The organism is Rhizobium sp. WYCCWR 11128 (assembly GCF_013416305.1).
GTDB classification, from domain to species: domain Bacteria; phylum Pseudomonadota; class Alphaproteobacteria; order Rhizobiales; family Rhizobiaceae; genus Rhizobium; species Rhizobium indicum.
In genome coordinates, this window is sequence record NZ_JACCEZ010000001.1 from 188,188 (window position 1) to 201,177 (window position 12,990).

A 12,990-nucleotide genomic window follows, 5' to 3' on the forward strand; every position below is an offset into this window, starting at 1 on the left:
CGCCGTTTCAGTCGTCATCCCTACTTCAGCAATTGCCCGGTTTCAGTAGTTACCTTGGGCGATGTCGGTCATGCCCTTGCGCTTGGCGTCGTAATAATAACCGCGCGCGTAAAGGCGAACGGCGTCGTCTTCCTTACTGTCGGAGACGAGCCAGGCTCCGCGCAGATATTTCGCGGCATATTTGATGTTGGTCTCGGCATCGAAGAGGCCGCCCGGGGCGCCGCCGTAGCCCATGGACTTGGCGGTGTTGTACTTGATCTGCATCAGGCCGAAATAGCCGCGCTTGTTGTAGGCCTTCGCATTATAGCGGCTCTCGCGATGGACGACGCGATGGAGCAGGGTCTCGGGAATTTCGTAGATTTTCGAATATTTCTGAATGAGCTTGGTGACAAAGCTCTTCTCGACGGTCGGCGCATCGTCTTTGTCGTCGTCGCTGAACATCGGGGGTGCGGTCGGCGGATCGATCGGCCCGGATTCGTCGAAACCGTAGTCCATGCTGGCGCGCGGCGTGGTGTCGACTGCGGCAAGTGCTGCAAGCGCGCTGTTTTGCGGTGTCGCGGCAAAGGCAAGCTGCGTCGTCGGCTGTGCCGCCGTTCCCGGACGCGGCGTCGGCACGACGGACTGGATCGCCGTCATTTCGGGCGTCAGCGGGATCTGCGCATAGGCTGCCGGCTGCATGCCTGCCTGCATGGCAAGATCGCCAGGCTGAGAAGCTGTCGTCACGGCCGGCATCGCCGTTGCGGTCAAAGAGGGGGGTGCCTGGGGAATGGTGGCGCCTGCCACCGCCTGACCGGCTGTGCCTTCGGCTGTCGGGATCGCGGCGAGTGTTGCATCTTCGCCGGGTTTCGGCATCGGCACGACGGTCTGGGCGGCTGTCAGTTCGGCCTGGGACGTGTATTCGACGCTCGTACATCCCGTCATCACGCCGCAGAGTATCGTCGAGACGACAAGACTGCGTTTCAGGCCGGATAATCCGATCGCTACCATTCCGCCACTTTCGTGAAATCGCGCCGCCCCGGCAGCGTATAAAAGTTACCAAAAGCCTAAGCCCTGGTGACCCCATTAACCTATTCGTGGCATTCCGGCAACCACGGAATATTACTAGGCTGCAATACGGCGATACCCGGCCGTTACAGCCCCTGCAGCGATCAGCAGAGTGCCTCCGGTTCGGTTTACTGCGCGCTGGATGCTCGCCTTGCGAATCAGTCCGCGCGCGCTATGGGCGAGAAGGGCGTAGGTAGAGGCGTTGAGGATCGCCAGAACGAGGAAGGTCGCTTCCATGATCGCCATCTGCCCGACGAAGGGCAGGGCCGGATTGAGGAACTGCGGCACGAAGGCGACGAAGAAGATGATGCTCTTCGGATTGAGGGCGGTGACGACATAGGCGTGGAGGAAGATCTTGAGCGACTTCTCCTCCGGCAGGTTGTCGTTGTCGGCAACCGGTTCGCCGATGATGGGAGCCCGCCAGAGCTTGATTCCCAACCAGATCAGATAGGCGCCGCCGATCCACTTCAAGACGGTGAAGAGGGTCGCGGAGGCGGCCAGGACGGCGCCGAGACCGAAGAGAGAAGCCGTCATCGCCGTGAAGTCACCAAGCGCCACGCCGCCCACCGTCGCGAACGCCGTCCGGCGCCCATGACCGAGCGCATAGGAAACGACGAGCAGTATCGTCGGCCCCGGTATGGCCAGCATGATGGCGGATGCGGCCGCAAAAGCGAGCCAAGCTTCAAGTGACATGGTGTCTCCTCCTATTCCTCAGGAACAAGCAAAGACATCATATTAACCATCCGTCAATCACGCTTCTTTGTATTTCTGGCCTATATTGTCCATGACTTCGGCAAACCATGCCGTCGAAAGGTCAAAAGCCTTGCCGCCTTTGATGCGCGGGAATTCTATAGTGCGCAATTTACCGTTCTGGCCTTCATCATGGCCGGTGACGCCGGAGACTTTATTGAGCGCGCTTTCGACGGCGAGATCGACCATGCTCTGGATCAGCCTGAGGTCATCGCCGTTGGCGGGCGCCGAGCGCGCGAAATAACCTGATTTCTGCACGAGGGAACGCTCAGCGTCGAGCAGATTGGCGAACTGCTTCTGGAACCAGGCGCCGACATTGATCGTGTCGATCTTCACATGGCCGAAAGCATCGCGCTTGACGGTCTCGCCGGCGGCTTCGCGCTCGGCGACGATGGCATCGAGGCAGGCGCCTTCCGAGACGAAGACCGTGGCGTGGCCGTTGCGGTCCATGCTTTCCTTCAGGCGGGCGGCCTCGGCGTCGAGGTCGAAGGCCATCTCAGGCAGGTAGACGGCGTCGATACTCTTCAGGTGCGCGTCCATCATCAGGCCGTCGACATACTGGTTGCGGCTGGTGCGCTGCAGATAGGCGCGGGCGGTGGCGGCCGTCAGCCAGCCGCAATGGCGGCCCATGACTTCATGGATGACGAGGGTGCGGGGGGCGGCCGTCTGCTCGTTGCCGACATTGTCGAAGAAATGCGCGCCGACTTCGGCGGCCGTCCAGGCGCCGAGCGACTGGCGGATCGGCACGACGTCATTGTCGACAGTCTTCGGCAGGCCGACGACGGTCAGATCGTAGCCGTTGGCGGCGAGGTAGGCGGCGAGGTCGGCGGCCGTGGTGTTGGTGTCGTCGCCGCCGATCGTGTGGAGAATGGTGATGCCGTCATTGGCGAGGCGTTCGGCGGCGATCCGCAGCGGATTCTCGCCTTCCTTGACCAGGCCGCGCTTGACGCAGTCGGCGGCATTGGTGAGCTTGACGCGGCTGTTGCCGATCGGCGAGCCGCCATAGCGGTGCAGCAGCGGCGCCTTTTCGCGCATCGCGCGGGTGATCTCGATGCTGTCGCCGAGGAGCACACCCTGGTAGCCCGACTTGTAAGCGACGATTTCGAGCTCGGGCGCGACGTCGCTATAGCGTTCGATAAGGCCGCCGACGGCGGACGAAAGACAGGGCGCCAGGCCTCCGGCGGTCAGCATTGCGACTTTCTGTTTGGCCATGATCCCTCCTACGGTGTTTCGGTGCGGCAGCGTTAGCTAGCGCATGGATGCGGCAGGGAAAGGGCCCTGTAAAGTAAAGAATTTACGAAAAATGCGCGTTTCTGCCGTGTTGGATCGCAAAGGCGACGCGAAGTGCTGATATAATCGTTTCAACCCGGTCTACGTGTCGGGAACTGCCCGTGGAAATTTCCGCCGCGCGCTCCGGAATCCACGTGCCCGGGCGATGCCCGCGACTGCCGGCCATGCCCTCACGCGAGATGAAAGCGGGCGTGATGAATCGTTTGTTGCGGTGCGACAATTACCAAATCGTGAAAACTGTGTTCGGCCCTACGACGAATAGTCGCCTTGCAAAGGCTGCGATTCTTTGGTCAAGCTGTTTCTCTATAAGTTGACACGTGTGTGAGATTTTCGATGTCCTTCTGGGAAAAACTGTTGAATGCCATTGGCAATACCGCAGGCAATGCGCTGTCTGCGGTGGTCGAGGCTATCCGCACGGTTTTTGAAGGCGATCCCGAGACCCGGCGTAAGGTGGCTTTCTCGGTGGCGATCATCGCGCTGTCGGCCAAGATGGCCAAGGCCGACGGCATCGTCAGCGAGAAGGAGGTCGAAGCCTTTCGCGAAATCTTCGAGTTTCCGCAGGATCAGGCGAAAAATGTCGCCAGGCTTTACAATCTCGCGCGTCAGGACGTCGCCGGCTACGAAGCCTATGCCGAACGGCTCTCCACGCTCTGCGTTACCTGTGCGGCCAATTGCCCGGTGCTGGAAGACGTGCTCGACGGGCTCTTCCACATCGCCAAGGCCGACGGGCTGATCCACGAGAAGGAACTGAATTTCCTGGGCCATATCGGCGAGATCTTCCAGATGAGCGAGACCCGCTTCGAGCAGATCGCCGCCCGTCACGTCTCGACCGGCGGTGATCCCTACAAGGTGCTTGGCGTCTCGCCTTCGGATGATTTCCCGACCATCCGCCGCCGCTACCACGGCCTCGTCAGCGAACATCATCCCGACCGGCTGATCTCGCGCGGCGTGCCGAAGGAATTCCATGTGATCGCCAATGAGCGCATGGCGGCGCTGAACGCGGCCTATGAGGCGATCGAGAAGGAACGCCGCGCCGCATGACCTCTTTCGAGGCCGACTGCAGAAGCGCCCACGTGCAGCCTTCGCCGAACCACGGCGAACGGGCGGACGGGCGCCGTCCGGATATGATCCTCCTGCACTATACCGGCATGCCGACGGCAGATGGTGCGCTCGACTGGCTCTGTCGCGCCGAAAGCCAGGTTTCCAGCCATTATTTCGTGCATGAGAATGGCGAGGTCGTGCAGCTCGTGCCGGAAATGCGGCGTGCCTGGCATGCGGGAAAAAGCAGCTGGCACGGCGAGACCGATATCAATTCGCTGTCGATCGGCATCGAGATCGCCAATGCCGGCCATCCGGGCGGGCTTCCTGATTATCCGAAAGAGCAGATCGCCGCGGTGATCGAATTGTGTCGCGACTGTGTCAAACGTTGGTCGATCACGCCTGAACGGGTCCTCGGGCATTCCGATGTTGCTCCGATCCGCAAGGTCGATCCGGGCGAGAAATTCCCCTGGGCCGCGCTCTACCAAGCGGGCATTGGGCACTGGGTCGAGCCGGCAACGATCACCGGCGGGCGCTTCTTCCAGCGCGGCGATACCGGCCAACCTGTGGAAGCGCTGCAGTCGATGCTGTCGCTTTATGGTTACGGCACTGAAATCACAGGCGAATTCTCGGAAAAAATGGCCGGTGACGTCGAAGCTTTCCAGCGGCATTTTCGGCCCGAACGGATAGATGGCATCGCCGATTTCTCGACGATCGACACATTGCACCGGCTGCTGTCGGCTTTGCCGCGTTATTCCTGATTCCTCGACAATTACTGAAACGCCGAATTTCGCACTGCAGCGCGAAATTCGGCCTGCCACATCATTTCCCTATTATCTCCTCATTGCGATGGTCTAAGAACGTCGCCAACCGGGGCTCGGGGTTGTTTTCGAGTTAAACCACTGGCGTTATGTGAAACGATAAGAATTACCGCGAATCCTGATCTGCCATTGATCTGGTATTCATTATGACAGCGAGGCGCGCCGTCCGGTAATTCTTTGGGTCGGAGTGATCAAGACTACATGAGAAAACTGATTGTTGTTGCTGCAACATGCGTTGGCATGGTGCTGGCCGGAAATAGCTTTGCCTTTGCGAATGATTGGGGTGTGCGAGCTGATGCGCCGGTGAAGAAGGTCGAGCGTCCTTCAAAGAAGACAGAGCGCCCGTTGAAGAAAGCGGAGCGTTCGGTCAAGCCGGCGAAGCGTCCGCTCAAGACGGCGGAGCGCCCGCTGAAGACGGTCGAGCGCCAGAGCGGTTATCCCGTCGCCAATGTTTCCGGCAATTCCTATTCCGCACTGATCAGCAAATATGCGAGCCAATATGATGTACCGGTTGCGCTTGCGACCGCGGTCATCCGCATCGAAAGCAATTTCAATCCGAATGCGCGCGGCAGCCACGGTGAAATCGGCCTGATGCAGATTAAGCCTGCAACTGCCCGCATGATGGGCTATTCCGGCAGCGCCAAGGGCCTGTTCGATCCGGAAACCAACATCAAGTACGGCATGAAATATCTGGCTGCCGCCCATGATCTCGGTGGTGGCCAGACCTGCAACACCATCCTCAAATATAATGCCGGTCATGGCGCCACGCGCATGAACCCGGTGTCCAAGTCCTATTGCGGCAAGGTTCTGGCAATGCTCTGAGCCTGAAGCGCTTATCCCTGACAAGAGCTGGATGATTCAAGATGATTGCCATGGTATCGCTGGAATTTAGCGAGGTGGGATATGGCAGTCGATTTCAGGTTCATCATCATCGGACGCGGCATGATGGGTGCCGCCGCCGCACGGCATCTCTCCTCGATGGCCGACGGCATCGCACTCATCGGCCCGCGCGAGCCAGAGGAGCGCAAGGCCCATCACGGTGTCTTCGCCAGCCATTACGACGAAGCGCGCATCACCCGCACCTTCGATGGCAATCTTGCCTGGGGGACCTTCGCCGCCCGCGCGCTTGACCGCTACGGCGAGATCGAGGCAAAGAGCGGCATCTCCTTCTATTCGGAGGTCGGCTGCCTCTTTGCCGGTCCTGAGAAGGACGAGCAGGACTATATCGAAAGGGCGCTGACGGTCAGCCGGACGCTCGGCAGCGATATCGAGACCATCGCACCGTCGGAACTTAGCCAACGTTTTCCCTATCTTGCCGTCGCCGCCGATTTCACAGGATATTTCGAGCGCAAGCGCGCCGGCTACATCAACCCGCGGGCGCTAGTGCGCGCGCAGGCAAAGCTTGCCGAACAGGGCGGCGTATCGCTGATCGAGGCGACCGCAACATCGGTGCGCGATGCGGGTTCCCATGTCCAGGTGATGGCCGGCGGCAGAAGCTACAGCGCCGAGCGCGTGCTGGTCGCCGCTGGCGGTTTCAGTAATTTCCATGCCTTGCTGCCGCGTCCCGTCGATACCAGGGTCATGGCGCGAACGGTCGCCTTCTATGAGATCGGCGAACGCGAGATGGCGATCTTCGGCGATATGCCGTCGACGATCGTGCTCGGTGACCGGGAAGAGGATCACATCTATATCCTGCCGCCGGTGCGTTATCCCGACGGCAAGACTTATCTGAAACTCGGTGGCGACACCGAGGCGCTTTCCTTCGGCAGGCTGGAGGATGCGGGGGCGTGGTTCCGTTCCGACGGCAGTGCCGCCGAGCGCAATCATCTCTCGCGCGTCGCCCTGCAGCTGATGCCGGGGCTTGCCGGCTGCCCGGTCACCTCGGCGCCCTGCGTAGCGAATTTCACGCCGACCGGTTATCCCTATGCCGGATTTACGCAGTCGCCGCGCATCGCGGTGCTGACCGGCGGCAATTTCGTTGCGGCCAAATCTTCCGACGAACTCGGCCGCTTAGGAGCCGTGCTTCTGGCGGAAGGGCAGCTGGGCGAAGCGGATTTCGGCGGCGCACTGACGCCGGTTTTCGCTGCTGCATGATTCCTTAAATCGAATGCAGCAATTCAAAGTGTTACAGCGTCCTCTGCGCGTCTGAAAAGGCGCGCGGCGCTGTTGAGAGGAGACAGCATGGCAGTCGATTTCAAATATATCGTCGTCGGCCGCGGGTTGATGGGGGCAGCAGCGGCGCGGCATCTGGCGCGCCAAGCGGACGGTGTCGCGGTGATTGGCCCGGACGAGCCTGATGACCGCAAGGCGCATCAGGGCGTCTTCGCCAGCCATTACGACGAGGGGCGCATCACTCGCACCATCGATCCCGACCGCAATTGGGCACTGCTCGCCAACCGCTCGATCGACCGCTATGGCGAGATCGCCCGCGACAGCGGTATCGATTTCTATCGCGAGGTCGGCTGCGTCGTCGTCGCGCCGACCGGGGGCGATTATCTCGAGAAAACCCGACGGGCCGCCGTTTCGCTCGGCGTCGAGACCAGCCTGCTCGACGAGCAGGGGCTGAAAGCCGCCTTTCCCTTCTTCGCCTTTCCCGATGGGGGCGCGGGTGTCTTCGAGGCGAGGGGCGCCGGCCACATCAGTCCGCGCAAGCTTGTGAAAGCCCAATCGCTGCTGGCGGAAAAGGCAGGCGCCACGGTCATCCGCGATCATGTCGTTTCGATCCGCAGCGAAGGTGGGTCGGCTGTCGTCGAGACATCAGGTGGCCTGACCCATCGTGCTGAAAAGGTGCTGCTGGCAGCGGGCGGATTTTCCATTGCGGAGAATCTGTTGCCGCAGCCTGTTGCCATGACGGTTTATGCCCGGACCGTGACGCTTTTCGAGGTAAGCGAGGCCGACGCGGCGCGCCTGGCCGCGATGCCGTCGCTCATTCTCCGGGCGCCCGGCATCGATATCTACCTGCTTCCGCCGATCCGGTATCCCGACGGCAAATTCTACCTGAAGATCGGCGGCGATCCTGACGATCTGGCGCTCAGCGACGACACGGAAATGCGCGCCTGGTTCAAGACCGAGGGGCGCGATAAGGTGCGCGCGCATCTCAAGCGCATCGTTGAAGGTCTCGTGCCCGATATGGTGCCGCTTTCGATTTCGGCGGCCGCCTGCGTCGTGTCGCATACGGAAAGCGGCTACCCGATGATCGGCTATAGCTCATCGCCGGAGATCGCGGTGCTGACGGGCTGCGCCGGCACGTCGGCCAAGAGCTCGGACGAAATCGGTCGGCTTGGGGCCGAGCTGCTTTTGTCAGGCGGAATCGGCGAACAGGGCTACTCGACGGATTTCACACCGCAATTTCGCTAGAGCATTTCCGTTTTTCTCCGAATCACGGAGGTGCTCCCTGTTTTTGTTCTTGCGCAATTCCGGACGCAAAACCGCTGCGCAGTTTTGCTGGAATTGCTCTGAGCGATATCATTTATTTCGATAGCAATTGCGATCTCTCTCGTTTATGGGAGCCCTGCCAGTTGGCTGGGCAGCCGCGCTTTACCAATGCCGAAAGGCGGTAGGGTGAGGAAAGTCCGGGCTCCACGGAAACACGGTGCCGGATAACGTCCGGCGAGGGCGACCTCAGGGAAAGTGCCACAGAAAGCAAACCGCCTGTCATGACAGGTAAGGGTGAAAGGGTGGGGTAAGAGCCCACCGCATCTCCGGCAACGGAAATGGCACGGTAAACCCCACCGGGAGCAAGACCGAATAGGGATGACGCGGTAGGCCGAAAGGCTTTCCGGCTGGTTTCCAGGCCAGTCATCCGGGTGGGTTGCGTGAGGCAGCGTGCGAACGCTGTCCCAGAGGAATGGCTGCCACGTTCCGGTTCACGCCGGAGCCATACAGAACCCGGCTTACAGGCCAACTGGCGATTATCATCTTGCGGGCGCGGCAGCCGGATTTTCAGCGTAAGTCGCTGAAACCGGCTGTTTTTCAAGCAGATGTTTATGCATCCATTGGATGGATTTTTCCTGCAGGAATACCAATGCGTGTCATATGTAAGATGACGCCGCTAACCCTTTGTTAAACTTAACGGCTTATAAATTTTTGATCATGCGTCTATTGCAAAATAGGCGTATCCCATTGACGCCCATATGGTCCCATGCTATCCCAAATGCGCACTGCACCAGGGCAATCACCTGCCCATTCATCGCAAAGCAAAGGCGCCTTCCTCTCCGGAAGCGTCGGAGGGGTTTTTGCTCATCCGGCTTGCGAAGCTGTGCCTGATATCGGGAGTTTCGGGCGTCTTTTGGTCCGGATCCCTGCGGGAACGGATGTTTCGTGTCATGAACCGCTTCCTTTCGAACGCGACCAACAGGATCGACGCCAAGGGCAGGGTTTCCGTGCCTTCGGCTTTCCGTTCCGTGCTGGCGCAGCGCAACGTCCAGGAGCTCTACTGCTTCCAGGACTTTGTGTTTCCGGCGATCAGCATCGGCGGTCCGGATCTTCTCGAAAGATTCGAACGGCAGATTGCTGCGGAGGATCCGTTTTCGCCGGATGCGAACGAGATGTCGCTTCTTATTCATGGAGGCGGGGTCTTCATGAAGCTCGACGCCGAGGGGCGGCTGATGGTCACGGATTTCATTCGTGGCTTTACCGGCATCTCGGACGAAGTGACCTTCGTCGGTCGGGCGGATCATTTTCAGCTCTGGCAGCCGCAGGCTTTTGTGGCCGCACAGGCGCAGGCACGAGGGGAGCGCAAGCTGGCGGGCAAGCGTTCCTGAAAGAACGAGGGAACGGAATGGTGGCGAATCCTGGCGGAGGTTCAACTGATGCCGGTGGCGGACCGGTTCGTCACATTCCTGTTCTTCTGGGTGAAGTGCTTGCGGCATTGGCGCCCGCGCCCGGCAAACTCATCCTCGACGGTACATTCGGTGCTGGCGGTTACAGCTTGGCCATCCTTGCGGCTGGCGCCGAGGTGATTGCGCTCGACCGCGATCCGACGGCGATTGCGGCTGGCCAAGCGATGGTCGCCGCCCATGGCGGTCGTCTCAGGCTCGTTCATTCGCAATTCTCGCATCTTGCCGATCATGCGCCGCAAGGCGGGCTCGACGGCGTCGTGCTCGATATCGGCGTCTCCTCCATGCAGATCGACGAGGCCGAACGTGGCTTCTCCTTCCAGAAGAACGGGCCGCTCGACATGCGCATGTCGGCCGAAGGCGTTTCGGCCGCCGATGTCGTCAACCGCGCCAAGGTCGCGGATCTCATCCGCATCTTCCATTTTCTCGGCGAGGAAAGCCAGGCGCCGCGCATCGCCCATGCGATCGAGAAGCGCCGCGCCGAAAAGCCATTTGAAACGACACGCGATCTCGCCGGTCTCATCGAGCTCGTCACGCCGCGCAAGATGAAGGACAAGATCCATCCGGCAACGCGCGTCTTCCAGGCATTGCGCATCTTCGTCAACGACGAGCTCGGCGAACTGGCGCAGGCGCTGTTTGCGGCGGAATCGGTGCTGAAACCCGGCGGTCGGCTTGTCGTCGTCACCTTTCATTCGCTCGAAGACCGCATCGTCAAGAAATTCTTCTCCGACCGCGCCGGCAAGGCGTCGGGTTCGCGGCATCTGCCGGTCGCGCATGAGCGGGCGGCAACCTTTGCAGCGATCGGCAAGCCGATGGTTTCGGCAAGCGAGGCGGAGGCGGAGATCAATCCGCGCGCCCGCTCCGCCAAGCTGCGCGCCGGTCTGAGGACGGACGCCGCCGCCGAAGCCGCGGATATGTCGCTCTTCGGGTTTCCCAATCTTGCCAGTCTCGGAAAGCTTGGAGGTTGATATGCTGAAAACGTTCGATCTCGTGCTCATCGGCGTCATGACGGCCACCGCCGCCGTGACCTACACGATCAAGCACCGCGCCGAATTGAAGCTCGAGGAGGTTCATCGCCTCGAAGCAGAGATCAAGCTCGAGAAGGACACGATCGACCTTCTCAAGGCCGACTGGGCGCTGCAATCGCAGCCGAACCGGCTGGAGCGGCTGGTCAAGGCCTATAATGAAGAATTGAAGCTGCAGCCGACGGAATCGACGGCGCTCGTGCATGCCAAGGAATTGCCGATGCTGAAATCCGAGGTTCCCGTGCCTGACGTGACGGAGGCAAAGGTCAGCGCGAAGAGCGCGACCGTGGCCAGCGCCAAAGGCGCACCAGACACCAAGGGCGTGCAAGCCACCGCCAAGGCGCAGCCCATTCCGGTGCCCGCGCCACGCGGCGAGGCAGAGGATGCAGACCAGATCGAAACCGGATCGGTGGAGGAATAATGTCGTTTCTTTCCCGCATCATGGTTTTGAAGAGCCAGGCGCATTTCTCCGCCGGCGTCTATAACCGGTTCGGCGGTCCTTCCCCCGCCGGCCTGGCGATCGAGGGATCGCGCAAGAAGAAATCAGGGCAGGCAAAAAGCCGCGTCGGCCTGCTGATCCTTGGCTTCATGGGTGTCTACGCCGTCATCGGCGGCCGTCTCGTCGAATATGCGATGAAGGATCAGGAGGTCGTCTCCAGCATCCTGCCGCCCGACCGGCTGATGGCCTCGCGCCCCGACATTCTCGACCGCAACGGCGAGGTGCTGGCCACCGACATCCGCACCGTCTCGCTGTTTGCCGAACCGAACAAGATCGTCGATGCCGACGAGGCGGTCGAGAAGCTTGCAACGGTGCTGCCCGAACTCGACGTCAGGGACACTTATAAGAAGCTCTCGGTCAAGACCTCGCATTTCGCCTGGCTGCGCCGGCAACTGACGCCGAAGCAGCAGAGCCAGATCCTGGCGCTCGGTATTCCCGGCATCGGCTTCCGGCCGGAGAAGCGCCGCTTCTATCCTGGTGGGGCGACCGCCGCGCACATCCTCGGTTACGTCAACATCGACAACCGCGGTGTCGCCGGCATGGAGAAATTTATCGACGACCAGGGGCTTGCCGATCTCGCCTCCGTCGGCATGACCAGCGACCAGCCGCTCGAGCCGGTGCGGCTATCGATCGACCTGCGCGTGCAGAACATCGTCCGGGACGCGGTCGTCAACGCCGTCAACAACTTCCAGGCCAAGGGCGCCGGTGCTGCGGTCATCGACGTGCATACGGGGGAAGTGCTGGCCATGGCATCGGCGCCGGATTTCGATCCGAACGATCCGCAGGAAGGCGCCAAGGAGGGTTGGCTCAACCGGATGACCAACGGCACCTTCGAAATGGGCTCGACGTTCAAGACCTTTTCGCTGGCCATGGCGCTCGATAGCGGCAAGGTGAAGATGACCGACAGTTTCGATGCCAGCAAATCGATCTATATCGGCGGCTTCACCATCCACGATTTTCACGGGCAGCGCCGCTGGCTGACCGTTCCCGAGATTTTCCAGTATTCTTCGAATATCGGTACGGCGCGTGTCATCGACATCGTCGGCATCGACGCGCAGAAGGACTATCTCACCAAGTTCGGCCTGCTGACGAAGATGCAGACCGAACTGCCCGAAGTGAAGATGCCGAGCCAGCCGCGCGTTTGGAAGAAGATCAATTCGATCACGATTTCCTTCGGCCATGGTGTCTCGACGACGGCGCTGCAGACAGGGGTGGCGGCTGCCGCTCTCGTCAACGGCGGCAAACTGATCGAGCCGACATTCCTACCGCGCACACGCGAACAGGCCGATGAGATTGCCACGCAGGTCATCAAGAAGACAACCAGCGACGAGATCCGCTATCTCCTCGACTTCAACGGCTACAAGGGGTCCGGACGTGTTGCCCGCGTGCCGGGCTTTTCCGTCGGCAGCAAGACGGGCACGGCCGACAAGGTGGTGAACGGGCGTTATTCGGCAACCCTGAATTTCAATTCCTTTATCGCCGCATTCCCCATGAACGATCCCAGATATGCAGTGATCACTTTCTGCGACGAGCCGAAGACCGGCGAGAAAGCCTATGGCGGAACGATCTCCGCCGGTACCGCCGGCCCGATCGCCCGCGAGATCATCAGGCGTGCGGCCCCTATTCTCGGCATCGAGCCGAAATTCGGGGAGGGCGGATCGGCCTTGCTGGTGTCTTATTGAGTG

12 protein-coding genes and 1 other RNA gene are annotated in these 12,990 nt (G+C 60.7%); 10 read left to right on the forward strand and 3 right to left on the reverse strand.

Annotated features, from left to right (window positions below):
* Positions 1-42: 42 nt before the first annotated feature.
* The 3 genes from HX898_RS00925 to HX898_RS00935 form a co-directional block, all read right to left on the reverse strand.
* Positions 43-987 (reverse strand): lytic transglycosylase domain-containing protein, encoded by a 945-nt coding sequence (locus HX898_RS00925; protein WP_138330505.1) that lies wholly within the window; start codon positions 985-987, stop codon positions 43-45.
* A 114-nt stretch (positions 988-1,101) separates the two neighbouring features.
* Positions 1,102-1,737: a LysE family translocator gene (locus HX898_RS00930; RefSeq protein ID WP_003541440.1), complete on the reverse strand. Its 636-nt coding sequence runs from the start codon at positions 1,735-1,737 to the stop codon at positions 1,102-1,104.
* 57 nt (positions 1,738-1,794) lie between these two features.
* Complete coding sequence (locus HX898_RS00935; RefSeq protein WP_171598402.1) at positions 1,795-3,006, reverse strand: pyrophosphate--fructose-6-phosphate 1-phosphotransferase; 1,212 nt, start codon at positions 3,004-3,006, stop codon at positions 1,795-1,797.
* Positions 3,007-3,417: 411 nt separating this feature from the next.
* Here HX898_RS00935 and HX898_RS00940 point away from each other — a divergent pair, with 411 nt between their 5' ends.
* The 10 genes from HX898_RS00940 to HX898_RS00985 all read left to right on the forward strand — a co-directional run bounded on the left by HX898_RS00940 (position 3,418) and on the right by HX898_RS00985 (position 12,987).
* Positions 3,418-4,125, forward strand: a complete 708-nt coding sequence (locus HX898_RS00940) for a DnaJ family molecular chaperone (protein ID WP_025395328.1) — start codon at positions 3,418-3,420, stop codon at positions 4,123-4,125.
* On the forward strand, positions 4,122-4,883 hold the full coding sequence (locus HX898_RS00945) for an N-acetylmuramoyl-L-alanine amidase (RefSeq protein WP_138330507.1): 762 nt from the start codon (positions 4,122-4,124) through the stop codon (positions 4,881-4,883). Before HX898_RS00940 ends, HX898_RS00945 begins: the two co-directional genes overlap by 4 nt.
* 261 nt (positions 4,884-5,144) lie before the next feature.
* Positions 5,145-5,765 carry a lytic transglycosylase domain-containing protein gene (locus tag HX898_RS00950; protein ID WP_138330508.1) on the forward strand — a complete coding sequence of 207 codons (621 nt, stop codon included), beginning with the start codon at positions 5,145-5,147 and terminating at the stop codon, positions 5,763-5,765.
* Positions 5,766-5,846: 81 nt separating this feature from the next.
* A complete protein-coding gene (locus HX898_RS00955) occupies positions 5,847-7,037 on the forward strand; it encodes an FAD-dependent oxidoreductase (RefSeq protein ID WP_138330509.1) in 1,191 nt (396 codons plus the stop codon).
* A gap of 87 nt (positions 7,038-7,124) precedes the next feature.
* Complete coding sequence (locus HX898_RS00960) at positions 7,125-8,300, forward strand: FAD-dependent oxidoreductase (protein ID WP_180193736.1); 1,176 nt, start codon at positions 7,125-7,127, stop codon at positions 8,298-8,300.
* Between the two features lie 157 nt (positions 8,301-8,457).
* An RNA gene (gene rnpB / locus HX898_RS00965) (RNase P RNA component class A) lies at positions 8,458-8,855 on the forward strand.
* Positions 8,856-9,268: 413 nt separating this feature from the next.
* The gene (gene mraZ / locus HX898_RS00970) at positions 9,269-9,706 is read left to right on the forward strand and encodes a division/cell wall cluster transcriptional repressor MraZ (RefSeq protein WP_026188472.1); all 438 of its coding nucleotides are present in this window, start codon (positions 9,269-9,271) and stop codon (positions 9,704-9,706) included.
* 17 nt (positions 9,707-9,723) lie between these two features.
* Entirely contained in the window at positions 9,724-10,749 is a 1,026-nt protein-coding gene (rsmH, locus tag HX898_RS00975; RefSeq protein ID WP_138330511.1) for a 16S rRNA (cytosine(1402)-N(4))-methyltransferase RsmH, read from the forward strand.
* Position 10,750: 1 nt separating this feature from the next.
* Positions 10,751-11,227 (forward strand): hypothetical protein, encoded by a 477-nt coding sequence (locus HX898_RS00980; protein WP_138330512.1) that lies wholly within the window; start codon positions 10,751-10,753, stop codon positions 11,225-11,227.
* Positions 11,227-12,987, forward strand: coding sequence for a penicillin-binding protein 2 (locus HX898_RS00985; RefSeq protein WP_138330513.1), 1,761 nt, complete (start codon positions 11,227-11,229; stop codon positions 12,985-12,987). The genes HX898_RS00980 and HX898_RS00985 overlap by 1 nt, the downstream gene beginning before the upstream one ends.
* The last annotated feature ends 3 nt before the right edge of the window (positions 12,988-12,990 follow it).